This window comes from Pseudomonas sp. 22490 (assembly GCF_052044465.1).
GTDB classification, from domain to species: domain Bacteria; phylum Pseudomonadota; class Gammaproteobacteria; order Pseudomonadales; family Pseudomonadaceae; genus Pseudomonas; species Pseudomonas aeruginosa.
On record NZ_JBQENS010000005.1, the window covers coordinates 15,583 to 34,553 of the forward strand.

18 protein-coding genes are annotated in these 18,971 nt (G+C 67.7%); 4 read left to right on the top strand and 14 right to left on the bottom strand.

Translation table 11 applies throughout. The features are described from left to right. Positions 1–100: 100 nt before the first annotated feature. Positions 101–484, bottom strand: a complete 384-nt coding sequence (locus ACTJJX_RS06925; RefSeq protein WP_003120855.1) for a tetratricopeptide repeat protein — start codon at positions 482–484, stop codon at positions 101–103. 93 nt (positions 485–577) lie between these two features. On the opposite strand from ACTJJX_RS06925, the gene ACTJJX_RS06930 reads away from it, so the two are divergent. The 3 genes from ACTJJX_RS06930 (at position 578) to pyk (ending at position 3,917) form a co-directional block, all read left to right on the top strand. After that, the gene (locus ACTJJX_RS06930) at positions 578–1,384 is read left to right on the top strand and encodes a tetratricopeptide repeat protein (protein WP_003455444.1); all 807 of its coding nucleotides are present in this window, start codon (positions 578–580) and stop codon (positions 1,382–1,384) included. A gap of 84 nt (positions 1,385–1,468) precedes the next feature. Continuing rightward, complete coding sequence (locus ACTJJX_RS06935; protein WP_003120856.1) at positions 1,469–2,383, top strand: universal stress protein; 915 nt, start codon at positions 1,469–1,471, stop codon at positions 2,381–2,383. 82 nt (positions 2,384–2,465) lie between these two features. Continuing rightward, on the top strand, positions 2,466–3,917 hold the full coding sequence (gene pyk, locus ACTJJX_RS06940; RefSeq protein WP_003093930.1) for a pyruvate kinase: 1,452 nt from the start codon (positions 2,466–2,468) through the stop codon (positions 3,915–3,917). Positions 3,918–4,217: 300 nt separating this feature from the next. Here pyk and ACTJJX_RS06945 read toward each other — a convergent pair whose 3' ends face one another. The 3 genes from ACTJJX_RS06945 to ACTJJX_RS06955 form a co-directional block, all read right to left on the bottom strand. After that, entirely contained in the window at positions 4,218–4,991 is a 774-nt protein-coding gene (locus ACTJJX_RS06945; protein WP_003101155.1) for an enoyl-CoA hydratase, read from the bottom strand. Positions 4,992–5,055: 64 nt separating this feature from the next. Next, a complete protein-coding gene (locus ACTJJX_RS06950; RefSeq protein ID WP_003101153.1) occupies positions 5,056–5,982 on the bottom strand; it encodes an iron-sulfur-binding ferredoxin reductase in 927 nt (308 codons plus the stop codon). Continuing rightward, positions 5,975–7,102, bottom strand: coding sequence for a GGDEF domain-containing protein (locus ACTJJX_RS06955; RefSeq protein WP_003101151.1), 1,128 nt, complete (start codon positions 7,100–7,102; stop codon positions 5,975–5,977). Before ACTJJX_RS06955 ends, ACTJJX_RS06950 begins: the two co-directional genes overlap by 8 nt. A 277-nt stretch (positions 7,103–7,379) precedes the next feature. On the opposite strand from ACTJJX_RS06955, the gene ACTJJX_RS06960 reads away from it, so the two are divergent. Next, positions 7,380–8,903 (top strand): fumarate hydratase, encoded by a 1,524-nt coding sequence (locus ACTJJX_RS06960; protein ID WP_003116189.1) that lies wholly within the window; start codon positions 7,380–7,382, stop codon positions 8,901–8,903. Between the two features lie 96 nt (positions 8,904–8,999). Here ACTJJX_RS06960 and ACTJJX_RS06965 read toward each other — a convergent pair whose 3' ends face one another. The 10 genes from ACTJJX_RS06965 to ACTJJX_RS07010 form a co-directional block, all read right to left on the bottom strand. Continuing rightward, positions 9,000–10,307 carry an Nramp family divalent metal transporter gene (locus tag ACTJJX_RS06965; RefSeq protein ID WP_073653404.1) on the bottom strand — a complete coding sequence of 436 codons (1,308 nt, stop codon included), beginning with the start codon at positions 10,305–10,307 and terminating at the stop codon, positions 9,000–9,002. 84 nt (positions 10,308–10,391) lie between these two features. Continuing rightward, entirely contained in the window at positions 10,392–10,700 is a 309-nt protein-coding gene (locus ACTJJX_RS06970) for a ribbon-helix-helix domain-containing protein (RefSeq protein ID WP_003101146.1), read from the bottom strand. A 20-nt stretch (positions 10,701–10,720) separates the two neighbouring features. Next, a complete protein-coding gene (locus tag ACTJJX_RS06975) occupies positions 10,721–11,305 on the bottom strand; it encodes a DJ-1/PfpI family protein (RefSeq protein WP_003120861.1) in 585 nt (194 codons plus the stop codon). Between the two features lie 103 nt (positions 11,306–11,408). Next, entirely contained in the window at positions 11,409–12,020 is a 612-nt protein-coding gene (locus ACTJJX_RS06980) for a DUF2846 domain-containing protein (RefSeq protein ID WP_003101143.1), read from the bottom strand. A gap of 93 nt (positions 12,021–12,113) precedes the next feature. After that, positions 12,114–13,400 (bottom strand): acyltransferase family protein, encoded by a 1,287-nt coding sequence (locus ACTJJX_RS06985; protein ID WP_016852099.1) that lies wholly within the window; start codon positions 13,398–13,400, stop codon positions 12,114–12,116. 99 nt (positions 13,401–13,499) lie between these two features. Further along, positions 13,500–14,579, bottom strand: coding sequence for a phospholipase D-like domain-containing protein (locus ACTJJX_RS06990; protein ID WP_003120863.1), 1,080 nt, complete (start codon positions 14,577–14,579; stop codon positions 13,500–13,502). 74 nt (positions 14,580–14,653) lie between these two features. Beyond that, positions 14,654–15,226: a YceI family protein gene (locus tag ACTJJX_RS06995; RefSeq protein ID WP_003093949.1), complete on the bottom strand. Its 573-nt coding sequence runs from the start codon at positions 15,224–15,226 to the stop codon at positions 14,654–14,656. 64 nt (positions 15,227–15,290) lie between these two features. Next, a complete protein-coding gene (locus ACTJJX_RS07000; RefSeq protein ID WP_003093951.1) occupies positions 15,291–16,061 on the bottom strand; it encodes an IclR family transcriptional regulator in 771 nt (256 codons plus the stop codon). A 99-nt stretch (positions 16,062–16,160) separates the two neighbouring features. After that, complete coding sequence (locus tag ACTJJX_RS07005; RefSeq protein WP_003101137.1) at positions 16,161–17,645, bottom strand: amidase; 1,485 nt, start codon at positions 17,643–17,645, stop codon at positions 16,161–16,163. Then, a complete protein-coding gene (locus ACTJJX_RS07010) occupies positions 17,646–18,965 on the bottom strand; it encodes a citrate-proton symporter (protein WP_003101135.1) in 1,320 nt (439 codons plus the stop codon). Positions 18,966–18,971 lie beyond the last annotated feature (6 nt).

The window sequence follows — 18,971 nt, forward strand, 5'->3', positions numbered from 1 at the left end:
GCGAACCTCCTCCGTGAAATCCAGGACGAAGCTTACCGGATCGACCGGGGTCCCATGCGACCGACGGTCAGCCTGAACGCCCGTCCAGTCTCCCGGCCGCCTACAGGCGGGTCGGCACGGCGCTGGCCGAGGCCGGCGTCTCGCTCAGCCGGCCCAGTTGGCGCAAGGTCTCCAGCCGCGCCTTGGCACGGTAGGCATATTCGCTGGTGGGGTAACGGGCGATGATGAAGTGGTAGGTCTGCGCTGCGTCGACGAACAGGCTCTGGCGTTCCAGGCACTGGCCGCGCAGCAGCGAGATTTCCGGCTGCAGGTAGGGCCGCGCGCGAATCCGCCGTTCGGCCCGCGACAGGTCGAGCATCACCTGTGCGCAATCGCCTTTGTCGTAGGCGCGGTAGGCCCCGTTCAGGTCGCTGTTCAGCGACCAGCTGTTACAACCGGTGGCACTCAGCGCCAGGCAGGCAACGATCAAGCTTCGCATAGGCATATCCTCCGTTGGGAACTGTATCGGCGCGTATTGGCGTGACTGAAGGGCCTGACTAGACTGAGGTGGCTCTCGCCCTGGCGCCAAGGAGATGCCATGCGCTTCGCCCGCCGTCTCGTCCTGCTCCCATTGTTGTCGCTGCTGGCCGCTTGTTCGCCGACCACGCCGCTGTTCGTCGCCCAGGTGACCACTGGCGAAGTCGCCGAATACAAGCAGATGAAGAGCAACCGCATGACCGCCGCCATCGAGGAGGAAGGCGACCTGCTGACCTACAGCGCCATGGCGATCCGCGACAACAGGAGCGCCGAGGCGGAGAAGCTCTACCTCACCGGCTACGACAATAGCCGCTACAGCGCCGAAGTGCGCGGTATCTCGCTGTACCAGATCGGCCTGATCTACATGAGCCGCTACAACGACCAGCGCGACGACGCCAAGGCCACCGACTACTTCCAGCGCGTGGTCCGCGAGTTCCCCGGCACCCACGCCGCCGAGCATGCCCAGGCGCGCCTGCTGGCAATGCGCCAGCGGGCCAGGGAGCCGGTGCAGAAGAGCGCTCGCGAATTGCTCGCCACCTGGAAGCCACAGCAGAACCTCGATCTCTACAAGACCAGCCTCGACCCGGACATGACCCTGCTGTCGCGCCGCGCGGTGCTCAAGGATCGGGTCGACGAAGCCGCCGAGCTCTACCTGCTGGCGGTCAACGATCCGGCGATTCCTGCCGGTATAAAGGAAAAAGCCCTCTACCAGCTCGGCCTGATGTACCTGGCGCCGGACAACCCGCACCCGAACCGCGACAAGGCCATCGAATACCTGCGTCGCCAGTTGCTCGACTATCCTGAAGGCGAATTGTCGAACAAGGCCGGCCGGCACCTCGACCAGGCGCTCAACGTGCAACCTCGCTGATCCCCGCCGGACTGACCCAGATCAAGCGCCCGTCGCGGCGCCTGGTCTGCAATGGCATTCCCGCCCAATGCCAGGAGCGTTGCCATGAACCTGCATAACCTGCTGGTGGTCGTCGACCCGAGCAGCGACGAACAGCCGGCCCTTTCCCGTGCCCAGTGGATCGCCGAACGCAGCGGCGCCAGCGTCGAGTTGCTGCTGTGCGACTTCAACCCGGCGCTGGACGGCGGGCTGTTCTTCGACAGTCACTCGCTGCAGCGTGCCCGCGACCTTTACCTGGACGAACGGGTCACCTGGCTGGAGCAGCTTTCCATGCCGCTGCAGCAGGCCGGCATCCGCACTCAGGTCGAGGCCCAGTGGGGCAAGCCGCTGGACCGGATGGTCCTGCAACGGGTCGGCGAAACCCGGCCCGACCTGGTCCTCAAGAGCACCCGCAAGCACAACCTGCTGCGCCGCCTGCTACTGGGCAACAGCGACTGGCAATTGATCCGCCACTGCCCGCAGCCGCTCTGGCTGGTCCATCACGACGCCTGGCGCGGCCAGCGCCTGTGCGCGGCGCTCGACCCGCTGCATGCCAGCGACAAGCCGGCCGCCCTCGATCACCGGCTGATCGCCGCCGCCCGCCAGCTCGAAGCCAGCCTGGGGCTGCGCGCCGACTACCTGCATACCCACGCGGCGATGCCGCGCAGCCTGCTGTTCGACGCGGAAATGCTCGCCGGTTACGAGCGTTTCGTGCTGCAACATGAGGAACGTCACCGCCAGGCCTTCGACGACCTGCTGGCAGCCTACCCGGAGATCGCCGCGGAGCGCCGCCACCTGCTGGCCGGCTATGCCGAGCAGGCGATCCCCGACTTCGTCCGGGCCAACGACATCGACCTGCTGCTGATGGGCGCGGTCGCCCGGGGGCACCTGGACAACGCACTGATCGGGCAGACCGCCGAACGCGTCCTGGAGGAGGTGGAATGCGACCTGCTGGTGCTCAAACCGACAAATGACATCTGATGCAGATAGTATGACTCCGCAGTCGCCGCCGAGCCTCGCCGGTGGTAGCCTGCACGCCAGCGTTATCCAAGGAGTCCTTTGCATGTCCGTTCGCCGCACCAAAATCGTCGCCACCCTCGGCCCAGCCAGCAATTCCCCGGAAGTGCTGGAGCAACTGATCCTGGCCGGGATCGACGTCGCCCGCCTCAACTTCTCCCACGGCACCCCCGATGAACACCGCGCCCGCGCCAGGCTGGTGCGCGAACTGGCGGCCAAGCACGGCCGCTTCGTCGCCCTGCTCGGCGACCTGCAAGGACCGAAGATCCGCATCGCCAAGTTCGCCAACAAGCGCATCGAATTGCAGGTCGGCGACAAGTTCCGCTTCTCCACCAGCCACGCCCGCGACGCCGGTACCCAGGAAGTGGTCGGCATCGACTACCCGGACCTGGTGAAGGACTGCGGGGTCGGCGATGAGCTGCTGCTGGACGACGGCCGGGTGGTGATGGTGGTCGAGGAAGTCGCCGCCGACGAACTGCGCTGCCGGGTGCTGATCGGCGGCCCGCTGTCCGACCACAAGGGCATCAACCGCCGCGGCGGCGGTCTCACCGCGCCGGCGCTGACCGACAAGGACAAGGCAGACATCAAGCTGGCCGCGGACATGGACCTGGACTACGTGGCCGTTTCCTTCCCGCGCGACGCCAAGGACATGGAATACGCCCGCCGCCTGCTCACCGAGGCCGGTGGCAAGGCCTGGCTGGTGGCCAAGATCGAGCGCGCCGAGGCGGTCGCCGACGACGACGCACTCGACGGCCTGATTCGTGCCAGCGACGCGGTAATGGTGGCCCGTGGCGACCTCGGCGTGGAAATCGGCGATGCCGAGCTGGTCGGCATCCAGAAGAAGATCATCCTGCACGCCCGCCGCAACAATAAAGTGGTGATCACCGCGACCCAGATGATGGAGTCGATGATCCACAGCCCGATGCCGACCCGCGCGGAAGTCTCCGACGTGGCCAACGCCGTGCTCGACTACACCGACGCGGTGATGCTCTCGGCGGAAAGCGCCGCCGGCGAGTACCCGGTGGAAGCGGTGAAAGCCATGGCCCGCGTCTGCCAGGGCGCCGAGAAGCACCCGACCAGCCAGAAATCCAGCCATCGCCTCGGCCAGACTTTCGACCGCTGCGACGAGAGCATCGCCCTGGCGTCGATGTACACGGCCAACCACTTCCCGGGGATCAAGGCGATCATCTGCCTGACCGAAAGCGGCTTCACCCCGCTGATCATGTCGCGCATCCGCTCGTCGGTACCGATCTACGCCTACTCCCCGCACCGCGAGACCCAGGCTCGCGTGGCGATGTTCCGCGGCGTGGAAACCATCCCCTTCGACCCGGCGGCGCTGCCGGCGGAGAAGGTCAGCCAGGCCGCGGTCGACGAGTTGCTCAAGCGCGGCGTGGTGACCAAGGGCGACTGGGTTATCCTGACCAAGGGCGACAGCTACACCGCCCAGGGCGGCACCAACACCATGAAGGTGCTGCACGTCGGCGACCTGCTGGTATAAGCGCACGTCGCGGCGGATAACGCCCGCGGCGTTATCCGCCCTACGGACCGGCGCTCCGCTGGCCCAACGTGGTGTAGGGCGAATAACCGCCACGCGGTTATCCGCCATTTCAGACGCCTCACGGCGAATAACGCCTGGGGCGTTATCCACCCTACGGACCGGCGCTCCGCTGGCCCAACCTGGTGTAGGGCGAATAACCGCTACGCGGTTATCCGCCGTTTCAGACGCCTCACGGCGAATAACGCCTATGGCGTTATCCGCCCTACGGATCGTCGCTCCGCTGGCCCAACAGCGGTGTGCTCAGGCGAACCTGGAGAAATCCGGCTGGCGCCGGTGCATGAAGGCACTGAGCGCCTCGATCGCCTCGGGCGAGCGCAGACGGGTGCTGAAGATATCGCCCTCCTCGGCGATCACCCGGCGAAGCTCCTCGATAAACGGCGCTTTCATCAGGCGCTTGCTCTCCACTACCGCCGAGGGCGCCAGGTGCAGGAAGCGCCGGGCCGCATCGCGGGCGTGCTCCAGCACCGTGGCGCCATCCTCCAGCGCCGCATTGGCCAGGCCCCAGGCCGCCGCCTGCTCGCCGCTGAAGTCCTGGCCGAGCATCAGCAATTCCGCAGCCCTGGCATGACCGAGCATGCGCGGCAGGATCAGGCTCGAGCCGAACTCCGGTGTCAGGCCGAGGTTGACGAACGGCATCTTCAATCGCGCGTTGCGACCGACGAAGACCAGGTCGCAATGCAGCAGCAGGGTGGTGCCGATACCCACCGCCGGTCCGTTCACCGCGGCGATCACCGGCTTGGGGAATTCCAGCAGGGCGCTCATGAAGCGGCCGACCGGGCTGTCGCGCAGGGATGGCGGTTGCTCGAGGAAGTCGAGGATGTCGTTGCCGCTGGTGAAGCAGGCATCGCCGCCAGTGATCAGCACTACCCGCACAGCCGTATCGGCCTGCGCCTCCAGCAGCGCCTCGGCCATCCGACTGTACATCGCGCGGGTCAGCGCGTTCTTCTTGTCCTGGCGGTCCAGGCGCAGGGTCAGCAGCCCCGCTTCGCGTTCGACCCGAATCAGCTCGCTCATCGTCACTCCAGGGATGCGGCGCAGGGCCGCGGCAATGGCTGCAAGGCACCGCCACCGCGCCGCGTCAGGCGTGGGGCAGGAACAGGTCCGCCAGGGTCTGGCTACGCGGTACGCCGGCCAGGTAGAGATGCCGGGCGAAGCGTTCGACACTGGCGGGTTGGCCGCAGAGTAAGGCCATGCTGCGCCGCGGAACAAGGCGGAGATCGGCCAAGGCAGAGGGCAACTGCGCCGCCGACACCAGGTTGACGCGCACTTGCGGATGACGCCCGGCCAACTCCGCCAACTCGCTCGCCAGGTAGTGGTCGCGCGCCAGGTGCAGCAACTGGATCGGCGCCTGGTGTTCCGCGCGCAAGGCCTCGCGAAGTATCCCCCAGAGCGGCGCCAGCCCGGTACCGGCGGCCATCAGCAACAGCGGTCGCTCCTGCCAGTCCGGCTCGTAGCGCAACGCCCCGCCGCGCAACTCGCCCAGACGCAGGAGCGCGCCAGGCGCCAGGCGCCGGGCGCGGTCGCAGAACGCGCCGGGAGCGCTACAGTCGATGTGGAACTCCAGCCATGGGTCCTCGTGAGGCAGGCTGGCCAGCGAATAGGGACGCGCCACGCCATCGTCGCTCCACAGCAGCAGGTGCTGCCCGGCGCGATAGCGCAAGGGCCGCTCCGGCTCCAGGCGCAGGCGCAGCACATCGCCCAGCCAGTGGCAGGCTACGACCCTGGCCGGCAGCCCGTCGCGCTCAGGATCGAAAGGCTGCAACACGAGGTCGCCGAGCACCCGGCACTGACAGGCCAGCCGCCAGCCCGCTTCGCGCCGTGCCGGATCGAGCGCCTCCGGGAGGGTGTCGTCCACCTCGCCCTGCAGGCAATGCACCAGGCAGGCGTGGCAACTGCCGGCGCGGCAGCTATGGGGCACGGCGATGCCGCCGGCGAGCAGCGCATCCAGCAGGTTGCTGCCGGCGGCGACGGCAAGGCGTCGCTCGCCGACCCGTATGTCAGGCACTGGTGACCTCCCAGGTGGCGTCGCAGCGGTTTCGTCCGCCGCGCTTGGCACGGTAGAGCGCCTGGTCGGCCCGCTGCAAGGCCTCGTCGAGATCGTCGTCGGCATACAGCAGGGTCATGCCCACCGAAAGGCTCAGGGTATCCACCGTGACCCCGACCGGTTCCGCCTGTTGGAACGCCAGGCGCAGGCGCTCGCAACAGCTTTCCAGCTGTTCCGCGTCGGCGTGGGGCAGCAGCAGGACGAACTCCTCGCCGCCGTAACGGGCCAGGACGTCGCCATCACGCAGACAGGAACGCGCCACCGCGGCGAAGGTCTGCAGGACCCGATCGCCGGCGGCGTGGCCGTGGCGGTCGTTGATCCGCTTGAAGTGATCGAGGTCGATCAGCGCCAGGCCGTGCTGCCGGTTCGGCAGCAGGTCTTCCAGCGCCCGGCTGGCCATGCGCATGAAATGCCGGCGGTTGAACAGACCGGTGAGTTCGTCGGTGGCCACCAGGTCTTCCAGTTGGCGCATCATGCCGCGCAGCGTGTCCTGGTGCGCCTGCAAGGCATAGCGGCGCTGGCGCATGCGTTGCCGCATCGCCTGTATGTAGCTGGCGAACAGGCTCAGCCAGACCATTACGATGAACATCACGAGCACCTGCAATGCAGCCCGGCCCGGTAGCTCGAGACGCTGCTGCAAGGCCTCTACCAGGTAGATGCCGGAAAAAGCGATGAACGCCAGCGCCGCACAGCGGGCGAAGACCCGCGGCGGCAGTTGGAACACGCCGAACAGCAGGGCCAGCACGTAGAACACCATGAAGGTGCCGCGCAGGCTGTCGACGTGGTAGAGGAAATAGGTCAGCCAGGCGATCGCCACCAGCACCTGCGGCTCGGTCAGGCTGGGATCGGCGTAACGCAGGTTGCGACCACTGGCGAACAGCCAGAGGAAGGCCAGTTGGCAAGCCACCACCAGGGTGGTGCTGGCCGCCGCGGTGGTCGGCGCTGCGCGGTAGAAGCCGCTGAGTAGCGCCAGCCAGAGCAGGACCAGGCCGAGCAGGTAGGTGCCTGCGGCCATGCCGAACCGGCGGAGCAAGAGCTTTTGCAGCGCACGCTGTTTCAGAGGAGGCTTGTCTGTGCGCATGGGCTCCGTCCCGTAATGGCACCTGGCCGCAATGTACCCTGCCCCCTGCGGGTTGCCTAGTCGAACGAACTGCCAGCTAGCGGACCGCGGATTTATCGGCCGACCAGCCGGCTGGCCGACCAAGGTCTGATCGTCGGCGCGTGCGCCCGTCTCGCCGGAACGGCTATACTGTCGCGCCTTTTTTGCGCCGGTGCCTGACCGGCGCGCTCCTCGGCTGCGGCCGGCTCCGTGACCCTGCCCCGCATCCGAATTACCCGCCTGAAGAGGACCGTGCTCCATGGCCGTGATCAAGCAAGACGACCTGATCCAGAGCGTCGCCGATGCCCTGCAGTTCATCTCCTACTACCACCCGGTCGATTTCATCCAGGCCATGCATGAGGCCTACCTGCGCGAAGAATCGCCGGCTGCCCGCGACTCCATGGCGCAGATCCTGATCAACTCGCGCATGTGCGCCACCGGCCACCGCCCGATCTGCCAGGACACCGGGATCGTCACCGTGTTCGTCCGGGTCGGCATGGACGTGCGCTGGGACGGCGCTACCATGAGCGTCGACGATATGATCAACGAAGGCGTGCGCCGCGCCTACAACCTGCCGGAGAACGTCCTGCGCGCCTCGATCCTGGCCGACCCGGCCGGCGCGCGGAAGAACACCAAGGACAACACGCCGGCGGTGATCCACTACTCCATCGTTCCCGGCGACAAGGTCGAGGTCGATGTCGCGGCCAAGGGCGGCGGCTCGGAGAACAAGTCGAAGATGGCCATGCTCAACCCGTCCGACTCGATCGTCGACTGGGTGCTGAAGACCGTACCGACCATGGGCGCCGGCTGGTGCCCGCCGGGCATGCTCGGCATCGGCATCGGCGGTACCGCGGAGAAAGCAGCGGTGATGGCGAAGGAGGTCCTCATGGACCCGATCGACATCCACGAACTGAAGGCCCGCGGCCCGCAGAACCGCATCGAGGAACTGCGCCTGGAGCTGTTCGAGAAGGTCAACCAGCTGGGCATCGGTGCCCAGGGCCTGGGCGGCCTGACCACCGTGCTCGACGTCAAGATCATGGACTACCCGACCCACGCCGCCTCGCTGCCGGTGTGCATGATCCCCAACTGCGCCGCGACCCGCCACGCCCACTTCGTGCTCGACGGCTCCGGCCCCGCCGAACTGGAAGCGCCGTCGCTCGACGCCTACCCGGAGATCGTCTGGGAAGCCGGCCCGTCCGCGCGCCGCGTCGACCTGGACAAGATCACCCCGGAAGAGGTGCAAAGCTGGAAACCGGGCGAGACCCTGCTGCTCAACGGCAAGATGCTCACCGGCCGCGACGCCGCGCACAAGCGCATGGTCGACATGCTGAACAAGGGCGAAACGCTGCCGGTGGACCTGAAAGGCCGCTTCATCTATTACGTCGGCCCGGTCGATCCGGTCGGCGACGAGGTGGTCGGCCCGGCCGGTCCCACCACCGCCACCCGGATGGACAAGTTCACCCGCCAGATCCTCGAACAGACCGGCCTGCTGGGCATGATCGGCAAGTCCGAGCGCGGTCCCATCGCCATCGAGGCGATCAAGGACAACAAGGCGGTATACCTGATGGCCGTCGGCGGCGCCGCCTACCTGGTCGCCCAGGCGATCAAGAAGTCCAAGGTGCTGGCCTTCGCCGAACTGGGCATGGAAGCGATCTACGAGTTCGAGGTGAAGGACATGCCGGTCACCGTCGCGGTCGATACCAACGGCGAGTCGGTGCACATCACCGGCCCGGCGGTCTGGCAGAAGAAGATCGCCGAAAGCCTGGCGATCGAGGTCAAGTAAGCCTGCTCCGTCCCTGAAAAAGCCCGGCCCCGCGCCGGGCTTTTTCGTACGGCCACTGGCCGGAGCCTGGGCTGGCAGCGCCGCAGGCGCCTTGGTTCAGCCGAACCAGAAATACAGCAAGGTCAGGTTCGCCGCCGAGATCAGGCCGAACAACGACCAGGCCAGCGCGCTGACCCAGCGCGGGTTGACGAACTCCCCCATGAGGCCCCGGTCGCTGCTGAAGCGAATCAGCGGCCACAGGGCGAACGGCAATTGCAGGCTGAGCACCACCTGGCTGAGCACCAGCAGCTTGCCTACCGCGGCTTCGCCCAGCCAGAGCACGCCGATCAAGGCCGGCACCAGGGCCAGGCCGCGGGTGATCAGGCGCCGCTGCCAGCAGGGAATCTTCGCCCGGAGGAAACCCTCCATCACCACCTGCCCGGCAATGGTGCCGGTGAAGGTCGAGCTTTGCCCCGCCGCCAGCAGGGCGAAGCCGAACAGGAAGCTGGCCAGGGCGCCGCCCACCAACGGGTCGAGCAGGTGGTAGGCGTCCTGGATCTCCACCACCTCGGTATGGCCGCTACCGTGGAAAGCCGCGGCGGCGAGGATCAGGATCGCCGCATTGACCAGCAACGCCAGGGACAGCGAGCCGATGGTGTCGAGCCGGGAAAAGCGGATCGCCGAGCGTTTGCTCGCCGCGTCGTCGCCGCTGACCCGGGTCTGCACCACGGACGAATGCAGGTAGAGGTTGTGCGGCATCACCGTCGCGCCGAGGATGCCGATCGCCAGGTACAGCGGCTCCTGGCTGCTCAGGGTGTCCCAGGACGGCCGCAAGCCGGCGGCGACATCCGGCCAGTAGGGGCCGATCAGCACCAGTTCGACGAAGAAACACGCGCCGATGGTCGCGATCAGCCCCAGCACTATGGCCTCCAGGCGGCGGAAGTTGGCGCCCTGCAGGGCCAGCACGATCAGGGTATCGAAGGCGGTGAGGACCACCCCGGTGGTAATCGAGACGCCCAGCAGCAGGTGGAAGGCCAGCGCCGCGCCGAGCACCTCGGCAAGGTCGGTAGCGACGATCGACAGTTCCGCCAGCAGCCATTGGCCACGCGCCACGCCAGGGCGGTAGCGCTCCCGGGAGAGCTGCGCGAGGTCGCGGCCGGTGGCGATGCCCAGGCGCGAACAGAGGCTTTGCAGGAGCATCCCGGAAAAGCTCGCCAGCACCACTACGAACAGCAGCGCGTAGCCGAAGCGCGAGCCCGCCTCGATGGCGGTGGCCCAGTTGCCGGGGTCCATGTAGCCGACCGAGACCAGCAGGCCGGGGCCGATGAACAGCGCCAGCTTGCGCAGCGGCGAGGCGTCGGCCGGCACCGCCACGCTGTGGCTGACCGCCGAGGGACAGAACGGCGCGGTGGCCGTGGTGGGCAGGGAGTATTTCACGAGGCGACGCCGGATCGGGGGAGGAAGTGCGACCAGCCTAAACGTTTCACCCCGGTCGCGTCTTCCCTCGCCTCAGGCCTGGGCGCGCTGGCCGACCAGGCTCAGCTCGGCGACTTTCTCGCGCCGCTGCGCCAGGTAGCGGGTGCAACTGACACGCAGGAAGGAGGCGAAGTTGAGCACCTCGCCGCGATAGTCCATCACTTCCTCGTAGAGATTGGTGATCAACTGGTTGGTGCTCAGGCCCTCGCCTTCGGCGATTTCCCGGAGGATGTCCCAGAACTGGTTCTCCAGGCGCAGGGTGGTCACCACCCCGCGGATGCGCAAGGAACGCGAGCGCGATTCATAGAGGATCGGATCGGCTTTCACATAGAGTTCGCACATGCGCGGGGGGCTCCTGGGTCTCAGTGGCTGATGCGGGTGCCGAGCGCCTCGAGGAAGCGCGCCAGCCACGCCGGATGCGCCGGCCAGGCCGGCGCGGTGACCAGGTGGCCGTCGACGTGGGCCTGGTCCGGCGGAAGGTCGACGTACTCGCCGCCGGCCAGCCGCACCTCCGGGGCGCAGGCCGGATAGGCGCTGCACGCCCGCCCTTGCAGAACGCCGGCGGCGGCCAGCAGCTGGGCGCCATGGCAGACCGCGGCGATCGGCTTGCGCGCGGCATCGAAGTCACGCACCAGAGCCAGCACCTGCTCGTTCAGGCGCAGGTATTCGGGCGCGCGGCCGCCGGGGATCAGCAGGGCATCGTAATCCTCGGCGCGGGCCTGGGCAAAGTCGGCATTGAGGGTGAAGTTGTGGCCCGGCTTCTCGCTGTAGGTCTGGTCGCCTTCGAAATCGTGGATGGCGGTGCGCACGCTTTGCCCGGCCCGCTTGTCCGGACACACCGCATGCACCTGGTGGCCCACCATCTGCAGGGCCTGGAACGGGACCATGGTTTCGTAGTCTTCGGCATAGTCGCCGACCAGCATCAGGATCTTCTTCGCAGCCATCACGCGCACTCCTTCGGGCAGGGCCCGGTCATACCGGGGATGCACCTAAGGTAGCCAATCCGCAGGGGGACGCGGGTAATAGACGGTTACTACACGCGTGCCGGGTTCAGATGCCGATCTTGTCCAGGGCCCGCCCGACGCCTTCCCAGAACGAGCGCTGCACGCGTTTCCGGTAGCCGCTGGCGGCGAACTGCATGGGCTCCTGGACCTGGTGGGTAGCGCCGATTTCCGCAGCGCCGAGATCGGCCGCCACCAATTGCAGCGGGCCATCGCCCTCACCCGCCGGGTGCTCGCTCTTCGGTGGCGGGTTGAGTTCGTCGTAGCGCAGGTAGTAGACCGAGCCGGCCCTGGCCTCGAGCATGAAGCTGGCGATGCGGGTGAAATCCATCGGACCGTCGGCGAACAGGGTCCAGAAGCTGCCCGCCAGCGGCCGGCGCATTTCCAGCTTGTAGCTGCCGGTCTCGAACTCGAACGCCAGGTAGCCGTTGCTCGGCAGGCTGCCGATCAGTTCGTTGTTGAGGAAGATCCCCGGCGCCTCGAGTTCCTCGTCCGCCCACTGGCTCCGCGGACGGTAGAGGTAGACGGTGGCGTGGCTGGCATCGGCGCTCGGATGGGCGACGAAGGCCGGTCCGTCCACCGCACCGAAGAACGCGCCGGGCGTGCTGCAGCCGACCAGGCTCGCGACGATCGACAGGGCCAGCGACAGGCTGCGCAGCATGCTCCATCCCTCTTCTTATGGTTATCCGCGCAGCATAACCAGCCGGGCCGGGCCTGCCACCCGTCGAAAGTCCGGTTCTCCGGGAGAACGGCCTCAGGCCGGGCGCGGCACCTTGGCCAGCGCCGGCGCCGGCGCCGGCATCAGCCGGCGCACCAGCCACTTGCGCACCGGCACCACGCCGCGCTCCTGGAACAGCACGCAGAACGCCACCAGCAGGACCAGGAACAGCGGGTAGTAGAGCAGCGACGATGGCAGCGCGGCCGCCGCCTCGGTGCAGGCGCGCCAGTCGTCGAGACAACGCCCCGGCACGGCGATAAGGCGCTCGCTACGGGAGAACAGGGTGAACATCGGCACATGCAGGGCGAACAGCGACAGCGAGGCGGCCCCCAGGCGCGGCGACCAGTGGCGGACGAAAGCGCTCTTCGGGTCGGCGGGCAGCGCGCAAAGGCACACCAGCAGCAACTGGGCCGGTAGCAGCAGGCCGTTGTGCAGCAGGAAGTACCAATGTTTGGCGCCCTGGGTGAACAGGTAGTCGGCCACCAGGAAGGCCGCCACCACCAGCGCCACCAGCGCGGCCAGCAGGCCGCGTCCCGGCACCATGCCACGGTCGCGGTAGCCGCGGAACAACCCGTAGGCCAGGATGCCGCCAAGGAATTCCGGCAGGCGCAGCAACGGATTGCGGTGCAGCAGGCCGGTCCAGGGGATCCCGTAGCTCTCGCTGGCCACTACCAGCGCCGGCGGGATCAGGTAGACCAGCCAGACCAGCGCCAGCACCTTCCACTTGTGCCGGCTGCGCATCAGCCGCGGGGCGACGAAGGGAAACGCCAGGTAGAAGAACATCAGCGTCGACAGCGACCACAACGGCGCGTTGAAGGTCAGGTAATAGGGATTCCAGGCCTGCAGCAGGAGGATCTGCAGGATGCTGTTGACGAACAGTTCGGTGTTGCTCATCCAGTGCAGGAAGAGTTCCGGGTGGGTGCGGCCGAGCACTTCGTTGGTGTCGTAGATGACGAAGCGCGGGGTGGCCTTGTCCAGCTCGGGACCGATTCCCAGGTGGCTGAGGGCCAGCAACACCAGGATCGACAGCAGCAGGGAGAACAGGTGCAACGGATAGAGATTGGACAGTCGCTTGGTCCAGAAACTGCGGGCGCTTTCGCGCAACCGGCCGCTGCGTGCGTAGACATGGGCCAGGAGGAAGCCGGAAAGCACGAAGAAGGTACTGGTGGCGAAGAACCCCAGGCTGGTCAGTTCGTCGAGACCGGGAAACTTCTGCTCTTTCGGATAGGTATGCAGGGTGTGGTACACCACCACGTACAGGCCGAGCAGGAAGCGCAACCATTCCAGTCCGATGAAACGTTCCTTGGAGTCGGGCGTTGCCACGCATCTCTCCTTTGTCATTGTAATGGGCGGTCCGGGGTAGACCCGCAAGCTCCCCGGCAAGTTTCACCGGGCCGGCCAGCGGCTACGAACGGCCGCTCCCTAGCGCCGGCGGTCGAGGAAATTCACCACTACCCGGTCAAGCCAACCCCACAGGCGCTGGTGCAGGCGCATCCACAGGGGTCGCGCGCGCCACATCGCCAGGGTCACCTCGCGGCTGTCGGCGAAGTCCGCCAGCAGGCTCGCCGCCGCCTCATTGGTGAAGTCCGGGTCGAGGGCCTCGAGATTGGCGTCGAGGTTGAAGCGTAGATTCCAATGATCGAAGTTGCAGGAGCCGACGCTCACCCAATCGTCGACCATGACCATCTTCAGGTGCAGGAAGCGCGGCTGGTATTCGTGGATGCGCACGCCGGCGCGCAGCAGGCGCGGGTAGTAGCGCTGCCCGGCATAGCGCACCGGGGCGTGGTCGGTGAGCCGCCCGGCCAGCAGCAGGCGCACCTCCACGCCGCGCTGGGCGGCCTTGCGCAGGGCCCGGCGAACCTTCCAGGTCGGCAGGAAGTACGGCGTCGCCAGCCAGATCCGTCGGCGCGAGCCGTTCAGCGCGCGGACCAGCGATTGCAGGATGTCGCGGTGCTGGCGGGCGTCGGCGTAGGCCACCCGGCCCAACCCACGGGCCGCCCCCGGCTGCGGCGGAAGGCGGGTAAGGGTCATGCCCTCGCGGGGCTTCCAGGCTTTCTCTTCGAGACAGGCCAGCCATTGCCGCTCGAACAGCGCCGCCCAGTCCGCCACCACCGGGCCGTCCATCTCGACCATCACCTCGCGCCAGGCGCTGACGTCGCTGACCGGTTCCCAGAATTCGTCGGTGATCCCGGCGCCGCCGACATAACCGAGGCGCCCGTCCACCAGCAGCAGCTTGCGATGGTCGCGGTAGAGATTGCCGCCAGTCAGCTTCCAGCGCAGCGGGTTGTACAGCCGCAGTTCGCCGCCGGCCTCGCGCAGGCGCTGGATCCAGGCGCTGCCCAGGCCGAGGCAGCCGAAGCCGTCGAACAGGCAGCGCACGGCGACGCCCCGGCGGCGGGCATCCAGCAGGGCGACGAGAAACAGTTCGGCGCAATGCCCGTCTTCCACCAGGTACAGCTCCAGCTCGATGCTCCGCTGCGCCGCCTCGATGGCCAGCAGCATGCGCGGGAAGAACCGCACGCCGTCATTGAGCAGGGCGAAGCGGTTGTCGCTGCGCCAGGGAAAGACCGGGCCGCTCACCGCGAAGTGAAGATCAGCACGGCGCCGACCGGCACCGAGAGCCCGATGCTGCCGGCGCCGGCCAGCTTGCGCAGGGTCTCGATGCCGGGGGCGAGGTCGAAGTCGGCGGCGTCCAGCACCAGCGGCGACAGGGTCACCACCTGGAAGCGATGCTCGTCCAGGCGGGTCACCAACAGGTCGCTGGCGTAGCTCTTGCGCTTGCCGTGCAGGCTGACGGTCACCGGCTGGCGCATTTCCAGTTGCACGCCGTCGGCCAGCTCGACGATCGGCGCCAGGTCGAGCTGGGCGGTGATCTCCGCCTCGGCGAAGCGCTTGGTCTCGAACAGATGCTCGCGGATGCGTTCGTCGCGCAGCGGGATGTCGGTGCTCACCGAGTCCAGCTCGACGCGCAGGCGCGCCTGCCCCTTGTCGTCGACCTTGCCGTGCATGACCAGGAAGCGGCCGACTTCCGAAAGGGTAGCGTTCTTGGTGGAGATGAAACTGAGTCGCGACGACTCGTAGTCCAGGTACCAGGCGGCCTGGACCGGCAAGGCCAGGAGGGCCAGGCCGAGGCAGATCAACTTGTGCATGCGGGCTCCCTTTGCGTCCGGCGCCACCTTAAACCGGCCGCCTGGGAGCAGGCAAACTCCCGCGTCAGTCGAGCGCGTGCTGCAACTGACTGACGGTATCGGCCAGGGTTCCCAGGTGCCGGCGGCGCACCCGTTCGACGCAATCCTGGTCGCGCGGCCAGTGCAGCGCCACGCTGCCGAGCAGGCGACCCTGGGCGCGTACCGGCAAGGCCACCGCGCGGATCAGGAACGGCAGGCGCACCGGATACTCCCAGTGTCCCTCGGTACGCTCGCCGTAGCCCTGGCCGTGGGCCTGCTCGCGGGTGCGCAACCAGAGGTCCTCGTCTACCTGGTGCTGGCGCGCCAGGCGGCGCACCTCGCTGTCTGCCAGTTCGCCCAGGCAGGCCTTGCCCATGGCCGAATGGAACAGGCTGGCGTGCTGGCCGACCACCAGCCGGTTGGCCGGGTAGCGCTTGCGCAGGACGCCGGGCACCGAGCTTTCCGCCACCAGCAGGCGGTCGCCGTCGAGAATCGACAAATCGGCGACCAGCCCGGTGCGCTCGCTCAACTCCACCAGCAGCGGCGCGGAACGCTCCACCACCTGGCAACGGAAGCGCTCGGCGGCGTCACCGTAGAGGCGGGTGGAACGCAGCCGGTAGCGCCGGTCGGTCAAGCCGCGGTACAGCCAGCCCTGCTCCAGCAGGGTATGCAGCAGCCGCGACACCGTGGCCTTGGGCAGTTCGGTCAGGTAATGCAGTTCCTCGAGCCCCAGCGCCTGGTGCTGGCCCAGCAGATCGAGGATCGCCAGCGCCCGCTCCACCGAACGCACGGTTCCCGCCTCTTCTCTTTCCGGCATGACGACACCTCCACCGTCGACAGACCGTTATGGCAAAGCAAGATGCAGGCCCAGGTCATGTAGGAAGAATCTGCGAATACGCCAGCATTGCTCCGCGGCCTAGTCGATGCCCCCTGGAGCCTCGAGCATCGCCGGCGGACGGCGGCTGACCCAACGGGTCAGGCCCTCGTGGGCATGGGCCAGTTGCAGCACCGCCAGGTCGGCCTGCGCCGGGCCGATTATCTGCAATCCCATCGGCAGGCCCGCCGCGCCGAAGCCGATCGGTACGCTGATCGCCGGCAAACCGGCCAGGGTCGGGCCGATCACCACCTCCATCCAGCGGTGATAGGTGTCCATCGGCCGCCCGGCGACCTGCCGCGGCCACGCCGTTTCTGCATCGAAAGGAAACACCTGGGCGCTGGGCAGCAAGAGGAAATCGTAACGTTCGAACAGACGCGCCAGCGCCCGATACCAGTCGCTGCGATCCAGCGAGGCGCGATAGACCTCGGTGGCGCCGAGGCCGAGCCCGGACTCCACTTCCCACTGCGCCTCCGGCTTGAGCCGGACGCGCCGTGCGGGATCGGCGTAAAGCTCGCCAAGCGAGCCCTGCACCAGCCACTGGCGATGGACCAGCCAGGTGCGCCACAGGCGCTCCAGGGGATAGTCCGGCAGGCACGCCTCGACCTCGCAGCCCAGCTCGGCGAAATCGCCCAGCGCGGCTTCGCAAAGCTCCAGCACGCCCTCCTCCATCGGCAGGTAGCCGGCGTAGTCACCGAGCCAGCCGAGCCGGGCTCTGCGGAAATCGCGCCCGAGGTCGTCGGCGAACCTGCGCGGATCGTCGCGCAACGACAGCGGACAGCGCGGATCGTAGCCGGCCTGGGTGGCCAGCAGCCGGGCCAGGTCCGCCACGCTGCGCCCCATCGGGCCTTCGGTGGCCAGTTGCTGGACGAACAGTTCCGCTTGCGGGCCGTGCGGCACCCGTCCCTGGGACGGGCGGAAGCCGTAGACGTTGTTGTAGGCGGCGGGGTTGCGCAGCGAACCCATCATGTCGCTGCCGTCGGCCACCGGCAGCATGCGCAGCGCCAGCGCCACCGCCGCCCCACCGCTGCTGCCGCCGGCGATCCGCGCCGGATCGTAGGCATTGCGGGTGGTGCCGAACAGCGGGTTGTAGGTCTGCGAGCCGAGCCCGAACTCCGGTACGTTGGTCTTGCCGATGACGATCGCACCGCTGCTCTTCACCCGCTCGACGACGATGGCGTCGTGCTCCGGCACCTGCCCGGCGAACAGCGGCGAACCCAGGGTGGTAGGAATGCCGGAGGTGGCGGCGAGGTCCTTGATCGCCTGCGGCATGCCGTGCATCCAGCCCAGCCATTCGCCGCGCGCCAGTTGCCGGTCGCGCTCGTCGGCCTGGGCGAGCAGGCGGCTTTCCGCCTGCAGCGAGACGATGGCGTTGACCCGCGGGTTGAACCGTTCGATCTGCGCCAGGTAGGCCTGCATGACCTCGCGGCAGGACAGTTCGCGTCGGCGGATCGCCGCGGACAGCGGCAGCGCGTCAAGCGCGACGATTTCCTCGTGGCCGTCGCTTCGATGGCGGGTGGCGCTCATTCACAGACTCCTTGCCGGCTTGCCCAGGGCCGGTTCACGGGGGCGCGGGGCGGGCGTCGCGCCCTCCCGCAGATAGAGGGTGGCGAGCAGCCCGAGGAAGGCCGCGCCGAGCACGTAGAACGCCGGCGCCACTGGCGAGCCGCCGACCTCGGTGAGCCAGGTGACGATGAACGGAGCGAAACCGCCGAACAGCATCACCGCCAGGTTATACGCCACCGCCAGGCCGGTGGAACGCACCCGCACCGGAAACTGCTCGGCCACCGCGGTCGGCGCCGGGCCGAAGAAGCCGCCGATCGCCGTGCACAGCAACAGTTGCATCAGCAGCAGGCGCCCCAGGCTCGGCGCCGCGGCGACCCAGGCGAACAGCGGATAGACCATGAGCATGAAGGCCAGGGTCGCGACCAGCAGCACCGGGCGCCGCCCGACCCGGTCGGAGAGTCCCCCAGCCAACGGGATCACCAGGGTCATCAGCGCCACCGCAGCCATCTGCACCATGAACACCTCGTCCAGCGGCAGGCCCAACTGCTTGTGGGCGAAGGTCGGCATATTCACCAGCACCACGTAGAAGGACACCGTGCCGATCACCGTCAGGCCCATGCTCACCAGCACGCTGCGCCGGTATTCGCGCAGCACGCCGAGCAGCCCCTGGCGCTCGCCGGGCTCACGGATGGCTTCGAGGAAGGCCTCGGTCTCGCCCATGTAGCGGCGGATCCACAATCCCACCGGACCGATCAGCAGACCGAACAGGAACGGCACCCGCCAGCCCCAGCTCTCCAGGGACTCGGCGTCCAGGCAATGGGTGACCAGCGCGCCCATCCCCGCACCGGCGAACACCGCCAGGCACTGGCCGAACAATTGCCAGGAACCGTAGAGACCGCGCCGGTGCGGCGGCGCGCTTTCCACCAGGAAAGCCGTGGCGCTGGCGTACTCGCCGCCGGTGGCGAAACCCTGCAGCATTCGCGCGATCACGATCAGCAACGGTGCGCCGACGCCGATCGCCGCGTAGGTCGGGGCGAAGGCGATCATCGCGATGGACAGCGTCATCAGCAGGATGATCAGTTGCATCGCCGCCTTGCGTCCCCTGCGGTCGGCATACAGGCCGAGCAGGACCCCACCGACCGGACGCATGAAGAAACCGACACCGAAGGTGGCCAGGGCCATCAACAGCGAGGTGTACTCGTCGCCGGAAGGGAAGAACAGCCTGGCGATCAGGCTGGAAAGGAAGCCGTAGACGATGAAGTCGTACCACTCCAGGGCGTTGCCGATCACGGCAGCCGCCACCTGGCGGGTACGCGAGGTACCGCTCGGGCAAGCGTGCATGGGAAT